Genomic DNA, 16,993 nt, shown 5'->3' on the forward strand with positions numbered 1-16,993 from the left:
TTATATTGCCTACTGCAAGCTAAAACAACTGATCTTGCTAATCCTGCAAATCCTGTCAAAAAATCCTTGACACAAAAAAAGGGAAACAGAACCAAGTTCTGCCTCCCTACCTTAAACTAAACATTACCTAATCAATAATGTAAATTTCGTTTTTATGCTAATTTTTTACCAGTTCTGATAAATAAGTTTGCTATTTTCTTCACATCAGAACCTGTTAAGAATTCATCAAAACATTCTGCTGCATGAGACTGCGTAACCGCAGTACCATTAATACCTGTAATTTGAACACCAGCCTGAGTGGTTGTTTGTTCACCTGCATAAACTGCATCTACAGCAGAAACACCGGTATCATTACCGTTCGCGGTATAAGCAATCCAAGGTTTTAAGCCAGATGCGCCCGTTACATTTGCAGCAACCATTTGGCGAATATGTGATGCGTGACGCGCTTCTACAGAGTGAATTTGTAGAGCAGTTGTTAATACTGGCATACCCTTTAAAATTGGTGCCTGGCCTTTGTAAGCCCTAACGCCTGTATCTTCAAATGCTAACGCTACTTTTAAAAATGTTTGATAGTTAGTATTCACATCAGCAAATCCACCACCTGCTGTAAAATCAAAATCAGCAAAAACGTATTGATCTGCACCCGTAATCCCTAAAGCACCTTTTAACAAATCAACGTGTGCACGTTCGTGGTTACGAATAGTGGTAATTGCTTGTCTTGCTGGTCCATCAGGGATATAAGTAGAATTGGCAAGCGTTAAAGCATTGTTATAATAGTTATATTCTAAATATTCTAATGCTAAAGCGAAACCTAAAACATCATTAACTGATGCAGGGTTGGTTTGACCGTATGCTTTTTGAAACAATGAACCCATTGCTAATGGTAATGCAGCCATAGAAATTTTCTTTCCAACATTGAAAAAATCTTTCATTGCACTGCGTCGCGGACTTAATCTTTCATAGATCTCTCCATCAACTTTTTCTATTTGGTCTAATATATTTAAGATATTCATGATTGCTGAGTTTTAAAGATTAAAGGTTAATTACGTTAATTTTGGTTTTGATATATTTACCTGCAGCGTTTGCAGCCAACACTTTATCTGGTGTTAAAGCAGCATCTAAACCACCGGCAACATTAGCACCTAATGCAGTTAATTCAGTTAAGTTTGCGAAATTTCCGTTACTAACAAGATCTCTGATGTAAGCAGCATGACGTGCCTCTACTGAAACAATTTTACCCGCCGCTACCAAATAGGCATCTGTCGTAATACGTACACCTGCACCATTATATGCAGCAACACCTAAATCTTCAAATGCTTGTGCTGCGCCCAAAACGCTAGTTGCATTAGTAAAATCAATAGAAGAGAAATCTACTTCTAAACTTCCAATTGCTGCTGTGCTCAATACATTTTTAAAAAACTCTCTGTGTGCAATTTCGTGGAATTGAATATCCTGGAAATAAGCTTTCTGTGCAGTTGTGAATGATGATGGTGGTGCAGATGCCACTTTAACATAAAATGCTGCCTCTAATTGCTCTAAAGCATAAGCATAATTTAGAACACCAATTTCATTTTTAAAATCCAAAGTTGCACCAGTCATTACATTTTCTACGCCACGATCTTTTTTACAACCTGCGGCTACTAAGGCAATACCTGCAGCGCTTGCACCAGCATACTGAAGGAAAGACCTTCTGCCTAGCGCTCCATTAAATAAACTTTCTTCTTGAAGCTTACCTTTTGTTTCTAGTTCATTGTTTTTCATATTAATCTAAGTTTTAGGTTTTTTGAATTCGTTTGATGATACATACGTGACAATTAAGCGACTGGTTTTTTCTTTTTCACTTTTTTTTATTAAGCGATTTTAATACATTCACAAACCTATAACTATGACTACACTAAAAGCCATTATTGTTGATGATGAGGAGTTTGCCCGATCATCATTATTTTTCTTATTGCAACAGAATTGTCCGCAGGTAGAAATAACCGGTATCGCAAAATCTGTAGCAGAAGCAAAGGAGATTTTAGCTCATCATACCATCAATTTAATCTTCCTGGATATCGCTATGCCAGGAGGTAATGGATTTGAATTAATACCTGATGCACAAAAATACCAGGCGGCTGTAATTTTTGCCACCGCTTACGATCAGTATGCGCTTAAAGCCATCAAGGCAAATGCATTAGATTACCTGTTAAAACCAATAGATATTGATGAATTGAAAATTGCGGTAGATAAAGTATCCCAACACATCAGGCTTTTCCAAAATCAAAATGAAAACGATGAAAGAATTGCAAATTTAGCTTCCAGTTTAAGTACCAAATCAGAAATCAAAAAATTAACCCTCCCTTATGGCCAGGGGTTTAAAATGATAGATGTAGATGATATCATTTATATCGAAGCCGATAGCAATTACTCTGTGGTACACCTCGCCAATCAGGATAAAGTTACAGTTTCGAAAGTTTTAAGGGAATTTGAAGAGCTTTTGCCGTCCGATCAATTTGTGCGCATTCATAAATCGAGCATCATCAACCTCAACCATTTAAAAGAATACAACTCCAAAAATGGCTTGCAGGTGTTCTTAAAGAATGGCGAAAGCATTAACATCTCCCGAAGGCGGGCAAGCGATTTTTTTGAGAAAATTAAACTATTTATCAAAGCAGGCAGTGATCATTAATTATAAAGAAAGCATAACAGCAGCGCTTCAAAAAGCTAAACATAAATGGATTATCTTCCCATTTATTATGGTTGTTATATTGATCATTTCTTCGTTTATCTTGCCCTCAACAGCATTTTCTCAAACTACGTACCTCCCCCATTACACCTCAAAAAACGGCCTAGCCAGTAACAATTGCTATTATATTTTACAGGATAAAAAAGGCTTTATCTGGATTGCAACAGATAATGGAGTAAGCCGGTTTGACGGCACAAATTTTCAGAATTTCACTATTGAAGATGGCCTACCAGACACCCAGATTCTTCAAATGAAGGAAGATAAAAGTGGCCGGCTCTGGTTCTTCGCACTTAATGGCCAACTGAGTTACCTGAAGGATGGCAAATTTTATAATAAGGATAATGATCAGTTACTTAAGAAACTAAATTTCAACACAGTAATTGTATCCTTCTTAATTGATAAATCTGGCAGAATCTGGCTGGGTACCAACGCTAACTTAATTGTTTGCTGGGATGGAAAAACAATCAAAAAGTACATCTCCCCAAATCAGGATGATAAATTCATCAATGCTTTCATACATGAAGATGAGCAGGGAAATATCCTGGCCTATAGCGACTTAAGTGTTCAACAATTTAATGGGAAAACATTTTCAATTGTTAAATCGCAGGTGCGGCCAATTTCTTATATGACGGCTACCAATCTGCCAGATAAATCGCTGCTCTACCTGGATGGCAAAGGTTTAAAAAAATTGAAATCCGGTAAAATCAATAACTTAATTTCTATTCCACAGAATCTGATCAAAAACATGTCTGGCTACTTCTATTATGATCAGACATTGAAAGAAGTTTGGCTGGCTAATGCCAATGGCACTTTTGCGCTAAATAAAAGTGGAAAAACCGTCCAATACCTTCAGGATATCTCCGTTAACCAGGTAACAAAAGATAATAACCAGAACATGTGGTTTGCCACCACTACCGGAATTTATATGTTACCAAACATTAATAATCGCCTTTCTATCATTGATGCTGAATCTGGCTTGAGCAGTAATGTAATCAAGAGCATTACAAAAGATAGTAAAAACCGCTTATGGCTGGGTACTGATGATGCGGTGATTGACATTTTAGACATCAATAATTTTCAGATTCAGGAAGTTGGCTTAGATGATTTTAAGAAATACAAAACAGTTAAACAACTTGCTTTTGATGCAAAAAATGAATCCATCTATTTCGCTTCTGACTATGGAATGGGGGTTTTTAAAAATATCTATAAAAACACCGACAATGTAAGTTACCTCAAAGAGGCAAACAATTCTATGTTTGTAATCAAACATTTTAGTCTAAGCGGAAATAACAATCACCTGGCGTTGTCTCTATCATCTGGGGTTGTTTTTCTTTCAGATAAATTAAATAAATTTGAATTTAACTCACTAAAATACAGAGAAAAAGAAGACTTTTTTAAAGACAGGTCTTATCATGTTTTCTACGATAAAGCAGGAAATCTTTGGTTTTCGAACATTAATGGTTTATCCGAGTTTTCGAACGGAAAGTTGATCAAACACTTCGAAAACCAGCCGTTACTCACCAAACGCATCAACGATATCCAGCAACTTGCAGATGGTACGCTTATTCTGGCAACAGATGGTTATGGTTTAATTTTTTATCGAGAAGGAAAAATTACGAGGCAAATTACACAAGAAGATGGCTTAACGAATAACATTTGCACGAAACTGTTTATCAAGAACAATGAAATCTGGGTATTAACCAATAAAGGCGTAAATAAGATTACCAACTACCCAAAAGCGCCAGCTGTAGCCAATTTCGATTATGGAAAAGATTTATTGAGTGATGATATTAACAGCTTATTTATTGATGATAGTACAGCTTATTTTGCCACAAACAAAGGCTTAATACTATTTAAATACAATAATAAAAACATCAGCAGGAATTTGCCTAAAGTTTATGTTACCTCCATTGTAAAAGATAACGAACGCTTGCCTATTGATAAAGAAAACTTCACCTTCGAAACCGGGAACAGTACCATCTTATTTACCTTTAGCGCTGTAGATTTTACCACCAGCGATATTACCTATCGTTATCGCCTAAGTGAAAATTCTGCCTGGCTGGAAACCCGGACCAGGAGGTTGGATTTCTCATCACTCCAACCAGGCGATTATGTTTTTGAAGTTTGTGCAAAAGCCCAGAATGGAAATTGGGGACCATCGGCCAAGATAGCTTTCACCATTGAGAAGCAATTCTGGCAGAGCCTCTGGTTTCTCTCTATTCTGATATTGTTTGTTGCATACATTTTTTATAAGGTTGCTGTTTACATTACCCGCAAGCAGAAAGACAAAGAACAAGCTCAATTACTACTTAAAAATAAAGTGCTGATGTTGGAGCAACAAGCGCTACAAGCAATGATGAATCCGCATTTTGTATTTAATGTGATGAATTCCATTCAACATTACATCAATACGCAAAACACTGCTTCGGCCAATAAAGTGCTCACCGGTTTCGCCCGCCTGATTAGGAAAAATCTGGAAATCTGTACTAAAAGCTATATCTCACTGGAAGAAGAGTTAGAATATCTAAATCTTTACCTGAAACTGGAAAAAAATCGTTTTGGTGATAAACTACAATATACTTTTTCTATTGATGCGGAAATAGATGAGGAAGACACCTTTATCCCTTCCATGCTATTGCAGCCTTATGTAGAGAATGCTATCTGGCATGGAATTATGCCGAAAGAAACCGATGGTCAAATTCAGATCAATATTAAATTACTAGACTCATCCTACCTCAACATTGAAATTATCGACGACGGCATGGGCATTGAAAACTCATTAAACAATAAAAGCGATACCCATATTAGCAAAGGTATGCAGCTTACAAAAGAAAGATTAAATCTTTTAAGCCAGATTGGAGCAAAACCTATACACTTAAACGTTAGTCAAAATGGTAAAAGTGGTACAACAGTATCGATATCTATCCCATTAAAATAGCAAATTTACCGTTTACTCAATTATTGATACCACTCACTAAATAGAACTTTAGAAGAGCAAGCTTTAGCCTTAAACTTGTCTTAGAAATAAACGATAGTGTTTATCAAAGACGTTCTTATAGAATTGATATAGATATTTAATAACCTAACCTAAAGCTATATCTTAATTCAGGTTTCATTTGTGTGTTGAAAGCGGTCTTGTTTTTTAAAAGCGAGACCGCTTTTTTTGTGTCCAAAAATTATATTTTTGCATATGCCTGAACAAAATATTGCTAAGCACATAGAAGCCCTTATTTTTTCTTCCGTACAAAGTATTAGCGTTCAGGAAATTTCGCTTGCCTTAAATGCTGTTTCCGCAGAAGAAATAACAGAAAGTAAGATTTTTGAAAGCTTAGCACTTATTGAAGCAAAATTTAGCAAAGATGATTTCGCCATAGAATTGGTAAATCTGAATAATGGTTACCAGTTTCTTACAAAGAGAGATTTCCATGAAACCGTGAACCAACTTCAGTTGCATCGTTCAAAGAAAAAGCTAAGTCAGGCCGCTATGGAAACCCTTGCCATCATTGCCTATAGTCAACCCATTACCAAGTTAGAGATAGAGCAAATAAGAGGGGTAAACTCCGATTATTCTGTACAGCGATTATTAGAAAAAGAACTGATTAGTATTGATGGTAAAGCCGAAACCCCAGGTAGGCCGATCCTGTATCGCACTAGTCCATTGTTTATGGATTATTTTGGTTTAAACCATTTAAACCAACTTCCTCAGCTAAAAGATATTGCCAGAGAGGAAAATTCTGTAGGTGAAAATACAGAGTAAAATAAATTAATTTCTTTGCTTACAGATTGTTATTAGAAAAGTTTTTTTTGTATTTTTAAACTATAAAAGCAATTTTTATTTTTGTGATATGAAAGCGCCAAAGAAACTCCCAACCAAGCCAACTACCAAGAAACAGTTAGACGAAGATGATGATCTTGAAGATGATGATATTCAGCTTAAAGCAAAATCCAAAGACGATGATGAAGATGATTTTGATGTTCCATTAGATGACCTGGATAATTTTGACAACTTTGATGACGATGACGACGATTATTAATATTTAAAAATTATATATTTGAAGAAGCATCCTACCGATTGGTTGGATGCTTTTTAATTTTAAAACCTTTTCATGCAAGTTATAGCAGTAAACAATTCATCGCTCAAAAAAGATTTCTTAAACGTCCCGAAGATTCTATATCAGAATGATCGGAATTTTATTTGTCCGCTAGATACTGAGGTGGAGAATGTTTTTGATCCGAAAAAGAATAATTTCTTTAACCATGGAAAATGTACCAGATGGGTTTTAAAAGATGAATCCGGTAAAATAATAGGTAGAGTTGCCGCATTTATTAACGAAAAAAAAGCCTTTCAATATGAACAGCCTACCGGCGGTATGGGCTTCTTTGAATCGATTGACGATGAAAAAGCAGCTTTCCTTTTATTGGATACGGCAAAAGCATGGTTAATTGAAAATGGTATGAAAGCCATGGATGGGCCAATTAATTTCGGAGAAAATGATTCCTTTTGGGGCTTATTGGTTGAAGGCTTTACCCCACCATCTTTCGGCATGAACTATAATTTCCCTTATTATCAAAAGTTTTTTGATGCTTATGGCTTTGTTACCGAATATGAACAATTAACCAATCATATCAATTTAACCATTCCCTTTCCAGAACGGTTCACCAAAATCGCCAACTGGGTGAGGAATAAGCCTGGCTATACTTTCGAATATTTTAGCAAGGCCAATGCAGAGAAGTACATTAATGATTTAATGGAAATCTACAACGATGGCTGGCAAGACTTCGAAAACTTCGTGCCTATTAAAAAGGAAACCCTTCAGGAGAGTTTCAAAAGTATGGAACCCATTATGGATGAGCATTTAATTCAATTTGCTTACTTTAATGGCGAACCCGCTTCTTTCGTAGTGCTTATTCCTGATGCGAACCAAATGATTAAGGGCTTTAATGGTAAGCTCGGCCTTATTGAAAAATTAAAATTTGCTTACCGCAGATGGGTTGGCGTAACCAGAATGCGGGCTATCGTTATGGGTACTAAACCTAAATTTCAAAAACATGGTTTGGAATCAGTTCTTTTTATCCGTTTAGGTGAATATGTACTTCCTAAAAACCAATACAAGGAACTCGAGCTAAGTTGGGTTGGTGATTTTAACGAACAAATGATTGCTATCCATAAAGCCACTGGCGCTACTTTTGGTAAAAAGCACTTAACCATGAGAAAAGTTTTTTAGGAAAACGAAGAGTGAGGATTGAGGAGAAAAGAGCAAGGAGCAAGGAATAAAGACTAAAGCGGAAAGACTAAAGGTAAAAGACTAAAGCGGAAAGACTAAGCAAAAGTTATCAAAGAAATTATAATCTGTGGAATCAATCGATCTGTGTAATCAACCCGAAGGCAAACAATTGACGAATAACGAAGATCATCAAAAAATCAAAATCTATGTAATCAATCGATCCGTGTAATCAACCCGAAGGCAAACAATTAACGAAGATCCACCAAAGAAAATAAAATCTGTGTAATCAATCAATCCGTGTAATCAACCCGAAGGCAAACAATTAACGAAGATCCACTAAAGAATATAAAATCTGTGTAATCAATCGATCCGTGTAATCAATCCGAAGGCAGAACGATCATGTCCATTAGATTCCCAATTTATCATAAAGATCAATCACCTTCTTGCGAAGTTTATTGATCTCTTCTTCTTTTTCTGCCAGCTGTTGGCGCAATTCATCCGAATCTACTGATGAAACCTGATCTGCTTCTTCTCCAGTTACTAAGGTTATTACAGGGACTTTAAACGTTTTGGCGATTTGCAGCAATCTGGAAATATTGAGATCAGTCTGGCCGGTTTCGATTTTACAAAAAGCCGGAGTTGAAATGTTTAGCTGTTTCGCAGCCTCTGCCTGGCTTAAACCAAGCGCCACCCTACTCTGCTTAATTCGATTTCCAATGCTTTTCATTTTTATAGATATGAGATGTGAAACATCAGATTTGAGATAAAATCACCATCAAATCTGATGTGTTACATTTACTTTGTTAATGCTGCAGACAATTCATACAAATCGAAACCTGCATAATTACCAGAACTCATCATTAAAAGATTAGCATCTCTATAATTCAGACTTAATAAATAGGCTTTGAGCTTTACAGCATCATTAAAGAATTTTAATTTCGGATTATCAAAAGCTTGTTGTACATCTTCTTCAGAAAAAGGTTCCATTCTTTTCTGTTCAAAGCTCTTCAAATCAATAAATACAATTGCTTCATCAGCCTGGTTCATTGCGCCCGCATATTCTTTAAGAAAATCTTTATTCAAACTGCTAAAAGTATGTAATTCGATACAGGCAACTAACTTACGATTAGTAAACTGTGCCTTAACAGCATCGATAGTGGCTTTCAGTTTTGATGGCGAATGTGCAAAATCTTTGTAAACATTAGTGGATTCATCAGCAGAAATCACTTCTAACCGCTTGGCTGCGCCACTAAAAGATGAAATTGCAGCATCAAATTCTACTGCACTAATATTTAAGGTTTTACAAACCTCTTTGGCTGCGTTGAGGTTCATTAAGTTATGATCTCCGAAGACTTTTAAAGCAGTTCTTTCTGGCAAAAGATAGGTGATGCCGTTTTTGATCTCATGCGCAGGAATAGCATATCCAATCTTGTTAACTTTTGCTTGAGATTTGGATACCATTTCATTGAGATCAGCATCAACTTCGCAATAAATTAGTGTACCATTTTCTTCGATGGTATCAATAAACTTTTCAAACTGCAAGGTATAATCTGCATAGGTTGGGAATACATTAATATGATCCCAGGCAATGCCACTAATTACGGCCACATTGGCTTTGTAAAGGTGGAATTTCGGACGCCTGTCTATCGGCGAAGAAAGATATTCGTCGCCTTCAATTATCATCACTGGTGCCTCTTCGGTAACCTTAACCATCGTTTCGAAACCGGCAAGCTGCGCACCAACCAGGTAATCGAAATCACGATTGTAATAATTCAGCACATGCAAAATCATGCTGGTGATGGTGGTTTTACCATGACTACCGCCAATAACCACACGCAACTTATCTTTGCTTTGCTCATAAATATATTCCGGGTAGGAATAAATTTTTACGCCAAGTTTCTGTGCCTTTAACAATTCGGGATTATCAATTCTGGCATGCATCCCCAAAATAACAGCATCTAAATCTGTAGAAATCCGGCTTTCCTCCCATCCCATTTCAACTGGCAATAAACCATATTTATCCAGACGTGATTGAGCAGGCTCAAAAATCACATCATCAGAACCTGATATCTGATAACCTTTTTTATGTAAAGCAATAGCCAGGTTGTGCATGGCGCTACCACCGATTGCTATAAAATGTATACGCATATTTATTTGTTATTAGGACGAAGGACAAATGAGCAAGGATAAAAGAGCAAGGAACAAGGAGCAAGGATAAAAGACCAGGCGACAATAAGGACAAATGAGCAAGGAATAAGGAGCAAGGATAAAAGACCAGGCGACAACAAAGCCAAATGCTCATGACCTGGAAATCAATTTTCTGCTTCTGATCTTTATTCTTTGATCATTGTTCTTTCATCCTTGTTCTTTGATCCTTGTTCTTTGTTCCTTGTTCTTTACTCCTTCTATTTCTTCTCAAACTGAGCCGCAACCCAGTCGCCGTTTTGTTTATGATCAAGATATTTAATACCATATTGAGCACATTCTGCGGTAATCATGCTTAAATCTGGTTCGAGGTAAAAGCCACTGAAAAAGATTTTCCCCTCTGGTTTTAATACTTCCGCATAGCGATGAATCTGATCCAGGAGAATGTTTCTATTGATGTTTGCAAAAATTACATCATACTGCTCATCAGGAATTACTTCCTTACTTCCGCAAAGCGCTTTAAGATTGATAATATTATTTAACGTAGCATTCTCGATAGTGCTCTCGTAGCAAATATCATCGTAATCGATAGCCATTAAACTTTTGGCACCGAGTTTACCAGCCAGGATAGCTAAAATCCCAGTCCCGCAACCCATATCCAGAATATTTTTATCCAGCAAATCTGCAGCTAAAATATACTGCATCATCATGGTTGTGGTTTGATGATGACCAGTACCGAAAGCCATTTTCGGATCAATAATTATTTCATAAGGATACGAAGGTTTAGGTTCGTGAAATGTTGCCCTTACGTAGCAAACATCATCTATAATTAGCGGACTAAAGTTCTTTTCCCATTCTGCATTCCAATTCTCATCTGCCACATCTTCTAATACGTACGTAGCAGTAAAATCATCGGCATACCCGCCGAGCAAATCTTTTAATTCCTGATCGTTGAAATTTTCTTTGATCACAAAAGCTGTAAAACCACCTTCGCTATCTTCAAAAGTATCAAAACCTAAATCAGCAAGATCACTAATCAGGAGATCTTGCTGAAATTCTTCAATACTATTAAATTTAAATATCGCTTTAATATATTGCATCTAGCTGTTTAATGCTTTTATAATGTCTGTAAAATCGCGTGATTTCAAGGATGCACCACCTATTAAACCACCATCAATATCCTTTTGTGAAAATAAGCTTGCTGCATTACCAGGATTGCAACTTCCGCCATAAAGAATAGTGGTATCATCAGCAATATTAAAACCATAATTGGCTTCAATTTCTGAACGAATAAAAGCATGGATATCCTGTGCTTGTTCTGGAGAAGCTGTTAAACCTGTTCCAATTGCCCAAACTGGCTCATAAGCGATAACAATTTTAGCAAAATCAGTATCGCTTAAACTAAAGATACCTTCTGTTAATTGCTTTTTTAATACTTCATAATAACTTCCGTTGTTACGTTCGTCTAAAGTTTCTCCAATGCAAAAAATCGGCGTTAAGCCATTGGCTAAAGCAACCTTTGTTTTTTCAGCTAATAATGCATCGCTCTCAGCAAAATATTGTCTACGCTCTGAGTGACCTAAAATAACATATTCTGCACCAACAGACTTCACCATCTTTGCTGAAGTTTCGCCGGTATAAGCACCACTTTCCTTATCGCTGATATTTTGAGCACCAATTTTAACATCGTTCCCACCCAATTTTGCCAGGCTGTTTAAATGAATAAATGGTGAACAGATAATGGCAATTTGATCGCCTTTACGCTCATCTTTAACCATATTTACAATTTCACTAAATAACGAAACACCTTCATTATAGTCTAAATTCATTTTCCAGTTACCGGCTACTATTTGTTTTCTCATTGTATTTAATTTATTGGTTTGAAGATCCCATTAAAAAGATCATGTTAATATTAATAGTTTCTATGAGCGGATGTTAATTCAAAAACTTTGGTTAAGATATCTTTTTCTATATGATCGAATGGCAAAGATTTTCTTGCAAATACTTTCTCGGCCGTTTCGAACATCTTTTCTAATTTATAAGGCTCGAAGCAACTGCCTCCACCCCAGCTAAAATCAGAAATATGATTTGGAGGAAGGCCAGCACCAAAAATATTGGCACTTACGCCAACTACGGTTCCGGTGTTAAACATGGTATTAATGCCGCTTTTAGAATGATCGGCCATAATTAAGCCGCAAAATTGCAGCTGTGTATTCCGCATAGACTGGCTTTCATAATCGTAAAGCTTCACCTCTGCATAATTATTTTTTAGATTAGAATTATTAGTATCGGCACCGATGTTGCACCATTCGCCTAAAACGGAATTGCCCAGGTAGCCTTCGTGACCTTTAGCGGAATTGCCCCAGATTACGGAATTATTAATTTCGCCGCCTGCACGACTATTGGGGCCGATTGTTGTACCAGAGTAGATTTTAGCACCCATTTTGATAGATGAATTTTCACAAAGTGCAAAAGACCCGCGGATAAGACTGCCTTCCCAGATTTCAGCATTCTTACCGACGTAAATTGGACCGTAAGTGGTATTCAGCACACTACATTCGACTTTTGCGCCTTCTTCAAAAAAGATATCATCGCCCAACAATTGATTCGTGCTACTGATCTTTGCAGAAGTACGTCCCTTGGTTAATAGCACAAAATCCTTTCTTATTTCAGCCGGATTATTAGCAAAAATATCTTCGGGATAAACAATCCTGACCAAATCCCTTTTGTACTGTATCTCGTTATTAAATGTTACCGCATCTAACTGAGCAGGATCATTGTGATGTGCAATAAGAATATCGCCTTTAACCAACACTTCACCATTTTTCAATTGGCTTATCGCATCAACTAAAGCCTCATCAGGACAAATAGAACCATTGATGGAAAGATTTGCATTAACTTTTTTGGAATATTTTATAGAAAGATATTCTTGAGTTTGGAAACCGAAGTCGGCATTTAAGTATTTCGCCCATTTTTCGGCAATGGTTAAAATACCAATTCGCAAATCGGCCACTGGCCGGGTAAAGGTAAGCGGACGTAAAGACATCCAGCTGGCATCATCAAATAAATTGATTGTCATAAGCAGCAAAAATAAAAAAAGTCCCGATGCTTTTGGCAAAGGGACTTCAAAAAATGCTTTTTGTTGCTAAAATTATTTCTTAGCGTAACGGTTTTTGAATTTATCAATACGTCCTGCTGTATCAACCAATTTCATTTTACCAGTATAGAAAGGGTGTGAAGTATGAGAAATCTCTAATTTGTAAAGAGGATACTCGTTACCATCTTCCCATTTAATTGTTTCTTTAGTATCTACACAAGATTTTGTTAAGAAAGCATATTCGTTAGACATATCTTTAAAAACAACTGGTCTGTAGCTTGTTGGGTGCAAATCTTTTTTCATTTGAATATTATTTTAAGTTATTTGTGTGAAAGCATCAAGAACATTTTTGCAATTTGCTGGCAACAACGCTTATGACAATTTCTATTAATCTTTCTACTTCTATTTTAGAGGATGCAAATATCTTAATTTTATTTTTGATTTACAAGCCTAAATTGAGAATTTTAATTTATTAGTTTTTTTCGCAACCATTGCCGGAAAATTATCTGCCTTTAGTTTATAACCAACTTTTCGATTATCTATTATGAGCAGTATGATTTAAACTTTTTCGAAATTAATATTGTTTATCAGATATTTAAAAAATATCACTAAATTTGAGTTATGAGAAAAGACGGCGCATTTGATGGTATTATCCATGCTAACAGCAACGGGAAGCTTTATATTAAAAGTCCAGATTTTTTTGCACAGCCTAGAATAAGAGAAATGGTGGGCGCATTAATGGAATCAAGCATCTTTAAAAAGATAGAAAAAGATAAAAACAAGAAGTAGTCTTTAGATGCCATTTAACCTGCTTTTATTTCCGCTTGTGGGTGGCTACTATATCTTGATCAGGTTCAGATATCTCCGATATGTTCAGTATCGGCTAGAAAACCAACGCGTATTATTAAACTCCGCCTTCGCTGGCATCATGCTCTTAGGTGTATGCTTTTTGTTAAGAGCATTATTCATTGCTATTTCTCCCGAAACTGTTGCTTACTTAAGCGAATTACTTCCTATTCGCACACCTTATTTCGGTACTACGAGCCTGTCATTATTTGTGGCGGTAGCTGCAACAGAGTTTGCCAATCTCTTTATTAACCGGCTAACAGCAATTAAGAAAGCGATATCAACTTCAGGAAATGAATTTGAACTTCTACTTAGCTCCTCTTTCTTTGACGCCCACCTATTACAATTTACCATGGATAGTGGTAAATTTTATATTGGCTGGGTGAAAGAATTACCGAAGCCCTTTACTACAAGTTACATCCGCATCACACCTGCATTTAGTGGTTATCGCAATGATAAAAAAGAATTAATTTTTACCACACAGTATTTAACAGTTTATGCCAGCTACATTGATGATGGCTCTGTTGAAAATGCAAATGAACTCAAAACAGATCTCGTATTGAAAGCTGATAAGATTAATGCCATTTCGTTTTTTAATATGGATATGTATAACAGATTTAATCCAGTTCAGGAATAAACCCTAATCTTTTTTCGCGCTATATTTCTTCCACGTTTCCACTTTTGCCATCTGGCGAGCAATATATGCATCCGCGATAACTTCAGCAGAACTCAAACCCTCTACTGTTTCCAGCAGTTTTTTTAATTCGTATTGATCTACATCGGCCTTATATAAAATCTGAATCAGCTTCGGAAAATCATTATCAATTAAATAAGCAAAAGCATCGACCATCGCCTCACGCAACTGATTCTCAGAAAGATTATCTGATATCTCGAAATCTTTGCTGATGATTTTAAGGATAGACATGTTATTTTTCGTTGTTATTTTCTTTGATCGCAGTTCGTTGATCGTCACTCTTTGCTCTTTGTTCCTTAATCCTTGCTCCTTACTCTTTGTTCTTTGCTCTTTGCTCCTTACTCTTTGCTCCTTATTCCGTGCTCATCTCCCTCACTGCTAAATCCATTTAATTTCCTGGCAGAGCTCAATCAGCACACCATTTGTATTTTTTGGATGCACAAAGCAAACCATCTTATTATCTGCCCCTTTTTTAGGTACATCATTCAGAAGTGTGAAACCATTGGCTTTTAACCTTTCCATTTCTTCTAAAAGATTATCTACGGCAAAGGCAACATGATGAATCCCCTCTCCTTTTTTCTCCAGAAACTTGGCGATTGCACTATCGTCATCCGTTGCTTCCAGAAGTTCTATTTTATTTTCACCAGTTTTAAGAAATGCCGTATTTACGTATTCTGAGGCAACTATTTCCGTTTTGTAGCAGGATGTATTTAGCAACAGTTCGTAAAGGGGAACAGACTTAGAAAGGTTATTTACGGCTATTCCGATATGTTCTATCTTATTCATAGTTTCAAAAGGTTGGTTGAATGTAAAAATGCAGGTTTTGTCTATAACCTCATAGCTATTATTTATAATTCTTAGGAAAGTTTTTTTGTATCTTTGTATTATAATTAACAGAATAGAGATGAAACAGCCGATATATTTAGATAATAACGCAACAACACCTTTAGATCCAAGAGTGTTGGAAGCGATGCTACCTTACTTTACTGAGAAATTTGGAAATGCCGCAAGCCGTAATCACGCTTTTGGCTGGGTGGCTGAAGAAGGAGTGGATTATGCTCGTGAGCAGGTAGCCAAATTAATCGGCTGTACTGAAAAAGAAGTAATTTTTACATCAGGCGCAACTGAAGCTGATAACCTGGCTATCAAAGGTGTGTTTGAAATGTATAAAGAAAAAGGTAACCACATCATTACTGCGGTTACTGAACATAAAGCCGTATTGGATACTTGTAAACACCTGGAAAAAAATGGTGCAAGAGTAACTTATTTAGGCGTTAAGGAAGATGGTTTGATCGACTTAGCTGAATTAGAAGCAGCAATGACGCCTGAAACTATTTTAGTTTCGATCATGTACGGAAATAATGAAATTGGGGTAATTCAACCCGTTAAAGAAATTTCTGCTATTGCACACAGATTTGGTGCTTTATTCATGACTGATGCAACTCAGGCGGTAGGTAAAATTCCAGTTGATGTAAACACAGATGGAATAGATTTAATGGCTTTTTCTGCACACAAAATGTATGGTCCGAAAGGAGTTGGTGCACTTTATGTTCGTAGAAAAAACCCAAGAGTTAAAGTAACATCACAAATGGACGGCGGTGGCCATGAGCGTGGAATGCGTTCAGGTACATTAAATGTTCCTGGCATTGTTGGTTTAGGTAAAGCCTGCGAACTTTGTCGCTTAGAAATGGAAAGTGAAACCATTCGTTTGTCTGCTCTGCGTGATAAGTTAGAGTCAACTTTAAACAAAATGGAAGAGAGTTATGTTAATGGTAATACACAACACCGTTTACCACACGTAGCTAATATTTCTTTCAAATATGTTGAGGGTGAAGGATTAATGATGGCCATGAGTGATTTAGCTGTATCTTCAGGTTCTGCTTGTACTTCGGCTTCTTTAGAACCATCTTACGTATTAAAAAGCTTAGGTTTATCTGATGATTTAGCACACTCTTCCATCCGTTACGGTTTAGGTCGTTTTACAACTGAAGAAGAGATAGATCAAGCCATTGCAGTAACTGAAAAAGCGGTTAACCACTTAAGAGACCTTTCTCCACTTTGGGAAATGTTTAAAGAAGGAATCGACTTGAGTAAAATTGAGTGGGCGGAACATTAATTTGCATAGCAAATTAATGTGTAGAAAGTTATAAGTTAAAAGTTGTAAGTCTGGAAGTATAAGCGTGATGCTTAGAATAGCAGATGGATGAGTTGAAGTTTAAAAGTTGAATAATATCAGTATAAGATTAAAACACTTGACC

The 16,993-nt window shown here is 36.4% G+C and carries 18 protein-coding genes; 8 read left to right on the forward strand and 10 right to left on the reverse strand.

Translation table 11 applies throughout. The features are described 5' to 3' along the window. Positions 1-152 precede the first annotated feature (152 nt). Together SOM16_RS05415 and SOM16_RS05420 are read right to left on the reverse strand one after the other, a co-directional pair. The gene (locus SOM16_RS05415) at positions 153-1,013 is read right to left on the reverse strand and encodes a ferritin-like domain-containing protein (protein ID WP_320462971.1); all 861 of its coding nucleotides are present in this window, start codon (positions 1,011-1,013) and stop codon (positions 153-155) included. A 19-nt stretch (positions 1,014-1,032) separates the two neighbouring features. Then, complete coding sequence (locus SOM16_RS05420; protein ID WP_320462972.1) at positions 1,033-1,761, reverse strand: ferritin-like domain-containing protein; 729 nt, start codon at positions 1,759-1,761, stop codon at positions 1,033-1,035. A 124-nt stretch (positions 1,762-1,885) separates the two neighbouring features. Here SOM16_RS05420 and SOM16_RS05425 point away from each other — a divergent pair, with 124 nt between their 5' ends. The 5 genes from SOM16_RS05425 (at position 1,886) to SOM16_RS05445 (ending at position 7,953) form a co-directional block, all read left to right on the forward strand. Next, positions 1,886-2,671 carry a LytTR family DNA-binding domain-containing protein gene (locus SOM16_RS05425; RefSeq protein ID WP_320462973.1) on the forward strand — a complete coding sequence of 262 codons (786 nt, stop codon included), beginning with the start codon at positions 1,886-1,888 and terminating at the stop codon, positions 2,669-2,671. Then, complete coding sequence (locus SOM16_RS05430) at positions 2,583-5,666, forward strand: ligand-binding sensor domain-containing protein (RefSeq protein ID WP_320462974.1); 3,084 nt, start codon at positions 2,583-2,585, stop codon at positions 5,664-5,666. Before SOM16_RS05425 ends, SOM16_RS05430 begins: the two co-directional genes overlap by 89 nt. A 252-nt stretch (positions 5,667-5,918) precedes the next feature. Then, positions 5,919-6,485, forward strand: a complete 567-nt coding sequence (gene scpB / locus SOM16_RS05435; protein ID WP_320462975.1) for an SMC-Scp complex subunit ScpB — start codon at positions 5,919-5,921, stop codon at positions 6,483-6,485. An 88-nt stretch (positions 6,486-6,573) separates the two neighbouring features. Beyond that, entirely contained in the window at positions 6,574-6,762 is a 189-nt protein-coding gene (locus SOM16_RS05440; RefSeq protein ID WP_320462976.1) for a hypothetical protein, read from the forward strand. Positions 6,763-6,834: 72 nt separating this feature from the next. Then, positions 6,835-7,953: a GNAT family N-acetyltransferase gene (locus tag SOM16_RS05445; RefSeq protein ID WP_320462977.1), complete on the forward strand. Its 1,119-nt coding sequence runs from the start codon at positions 6,835-6,837 to the stop codon at positions 7,951-7,953. A gap of 406 nt (positions 7,954-8,359) precedes the next feature. Here SOM16_RS05445 and SOM16_RS05450 read toward each other — a convergent pair whose 3' ends face one another. From SOM16_RS05450 to SOM16_RS05475, 6 genes are all read right to left on the reverse strand, one after another. Then, positions 8,360-8,680, reverse strand: a complete 321-nt coding sequence (locus SOM16_RS05450) for a helix-turn-helix transcriptional regulator (protein ID WP_320462978.1) — start codon at positions 8,678-8,680, stop codon at positions 8,360-8,362. Between the two features lie 68 nt (positions 8,681-8,748). Continuing rightward, entirely contained in the window at positions 8,749-10,101 is a 1,353-nt protein-coding gene (locus SOM16_RS05455) for a UDP-N-acetylmuramate--L-alanine ligase (protein ID WP_320462979.1), read from the reverse strand. 257 nt (positions 10,102-10,358) lie between these two features. Beyond that, the gene (gene prmA / locus SOM16_RS05460; RefSeq protein ID WP_320462980.1) at positions 10,359-11,198 is read right to left on the reverse strand and encodes a 50S ribosomal protein L11 methyltransferase; all 840 of its coding nucleotides are present in this window, start codon (positions 11,196-11,198) and stop codon (positions 10,359-10,361) included. Continuing rightward, positions 11,199-11,960 carry a triose-phosphate isomerase gene (gene tpiA, locus SOM16_RS05465; protein WP_320462981.1) on the reverse strand — a complete coding sequence of 254 codons (762 nt, stop codon included), beginning with the start codon at positions 11,958-11,960 and terminating at the stop codon, positions 11,199-11,201. It abuts the gene before it with no gap. 50 nt (positions 11,961-12,010) lie between these two features. Next, complete coding sequence (locus tag SOM16_RS05470) at positions 12,011-13,177, reverse strand: GlmU family protein (protein WP_320462982.1); 1,167 nt, start codon at positions 13,175-13,177, stop codon at positions 12,011-12,013. A 72-nt stretch (positions 13,178-13,249) separates the two neighbouring features. Next, positions 13,250-13,498 carry a type B 50S ribosomal protein L31 gene (locus tag SOM16_RS05475; RefSeq protein ID WP_025142617.1) on the reverse strand — a complete coding sequence of 83 codons (249 nt, stop codon included), beginning with the start codon at positions 13,496-13,498 and terminating at the stop codon, positions 13,250-13,252. Between the two features lie 318 nt (positions 13,499-13,816). Between SOM16_RS05475 and SOM16_RS05480 the strand changes: the two genes are divergently transcribed. Both SOM16_RS05480 and SOM16_RS05485 read left to right on the forward strand, forming a co-directional pair. Next, positions 13,817-13,984, forward strand: coding sequence for a hypothetical protein (locus SOM16_RS05480; RefSeq protein WP_154281684.1), 168 nt, complete (start codon positions 13,817-13,819; stop codon positions 13,982-13,984). Positions 13,985-13,991: 7 nt separating this feature from the next. Continuing rightward, on the forward strand, positions 13,992-14,678 hold the full coding sequence (locus SOM16_RS05485; protein ID WP_320462983.1) for a hypothetical protein: 687 nt from the start codon (positions 13,992-13,994) through the stop codon (positions 14,676-14,678). 3 nt (positions 14,679-14,681) lie between these two features. Here the strand turns inward: SOM16_RS05485 and SOM16_RS05490 are convergent, their stop codons facing one another. After that, on the reverse strand, positions 14,682-14,966 hold the full coding sequence (locus tag SOM16_RS05490; RefSeq protein ID WP_320462984.1) for a hypothetical protein: 285 nt from the start codon (positions 14,964-14,966) through the stop codon (positions 14,682-14,684). 147 nt (positions 14,967-15,113) lie between these two features. Then, positions 15,114-15,521, reverse strand: coding sequence for a methylmalonyl-CoA epimerase (gene mce, locus SOM16_RS05495; protein ID WP_320462985.1), 408 nt, complete (start codon positions 15,519-15,521; stop codon positions 15,114-15,116). A gap of 118 nt (positions 15,522-15,639) precedes the next feature. On the opposite strand from mce, the gene SOM16_RS05500 reads away from it, so the two are divergent. Next, positions 15,640-16,851: an IscS subfamily cysteine desulfurase gene (locus SOM16_RS05500; RefSeq protein WP_320462986.1), complete on the forward strand. Its 1,212-nt coding sequence runs from the start codon at positions 15,640-15,642 to the stop codon at positions 16,849-16,851. Positions 16,852-16,993: the final 142 nt, after the last annotated feature.

The organism is Pedobacter sp. CFBP9032, from assembly GCF_034045265.1.
GTDB lineage: Bacteria > Bacteroidota > Bacteroidia > Sphingobacteriales > Sphingobacteriaceae > Pedobacter.

Bases quoted from the DNA above. Each gene is read 5' to 3' on its own strand.
- scpB (WP_320462975.1), top strand. From the start codon at position 5,919: ATGCCTGAACAAAATATTGCTAAGCACATAGAAGCCCTTATTTTTTCT.
- SOM16_RS05450 (WP_320462978.1), bottom strand. From the start codon at position 8,680: ATGAAAAGCATTGGAAATCGAATTAAGCAGAGTAGGGTGGCGCTTGGT.
- SOM16_RS05425 (WP_320462973.1), top strand. From the start codon at position 1,886: ATGACTACACTAAAAGCCATTATTGTTGATGATGAGGAGTTTGCCCGA.
- prmA (WP_320462980.1), bottom strand. From the start codon at position 11,198: ATGCAATATATTAAAGCGATATTTAAATTTAATAGTATTGAAGAATTT.
- SOM16_RS05470 (WP_320462982.1), bottom strand. From the start codon at position 13,177: ATGACAATCAATTTATTTGATGATGCCAGCTGGATGTCTTTACGTCCG.
- SOM16_RS05480 (WP_154281684.1), top strand. From the start codon at position 13,817: ATGAGAAAAGACGGCGCATTTGATGGTATTATCCATGCTAACAGCAAC.
- SOM16_RS05440 (WP_320462976.1), top strand. From the start codon at position 6,574: ATGAAAGCGCCAAAGAAACTCCCAACCAAGCCAACTACCAAGAAACAG.
- SOM16_RS05445 (WP_320462977.1), top strand. From the start codon at position 6,835: ATGCAAGTTATAGCAGTAAACAATTCATCGCTCAAAAAAGATTTCTTA.
- SOM16_RS05485 (WP_320462983.1), top strand. From the start codon at position 13,992: ATGCCATTTAACCTGCTTTTATTTCCGCTTGTGGGTGGCTACTATATC.
- SOM16_RS05500 (WP_320462986.1), top strand. From the start codon at position 15,640: ATGAAACAGCCGATATATTTAGATAATAACGCAACAACACCTTTAGAT.
- mce (WP_320462985.1), bottom strand. From the start codon at position 15,521: ATGAATAAGATAGAACATATCGGAATAGCCGTAAATAACCTTTCTAAG.
- SOM16_RS05430 (WP_320462974.1), top strand. From the start codon at position 2,583: ATGGCGAAAGCATTAACATCTCCCGAAGGCGGGCAAGCGATTTTTTTG.
- SOM16_RS05475 (WP_025142617.1), bottom strand. From the start codon at position 13,498: ATGAAAAAAGATTTGCACCCAACAAGCTACAGACCAGTTGTTTTTAAA.
- tpiA (WP_320462981.1), bottom strand. From the start codon at position 11,960: ATGAGAAAACAAATAGTAGCCGGTAACTGGAAAATGAATTTAGACTAT.
- SOM16_RS05420 (WP_320462972.1), bottom strand. From the start codon at position 1,761: ATGAAAAACAATGAACTAGAAACAAAAGGTAAGCTTCAAGAAGAAAGT.
- SOM16_RS05415 (WP_320462971.1), bottom strand. From the start codon at position 1,013: ATGAATATCTTAAATATATTAGACCAAATAGAAAAAGTTGATGGAGAG.
- SOM16_RS05455 (WP_320462979.1), bottom strand. From the start codon at position 10,101: ATGCGTATACATTTTATAGCAATCGGTGGTAGCGCCATGCACAACCTG.
- SOM16_RS05490 (WP_320462984.1), bottom strand. From the start codon at position 14,966: ATGTCTATCCTTAAAATCATCAGCAAAGATTTCGAGATATCAGATAAT.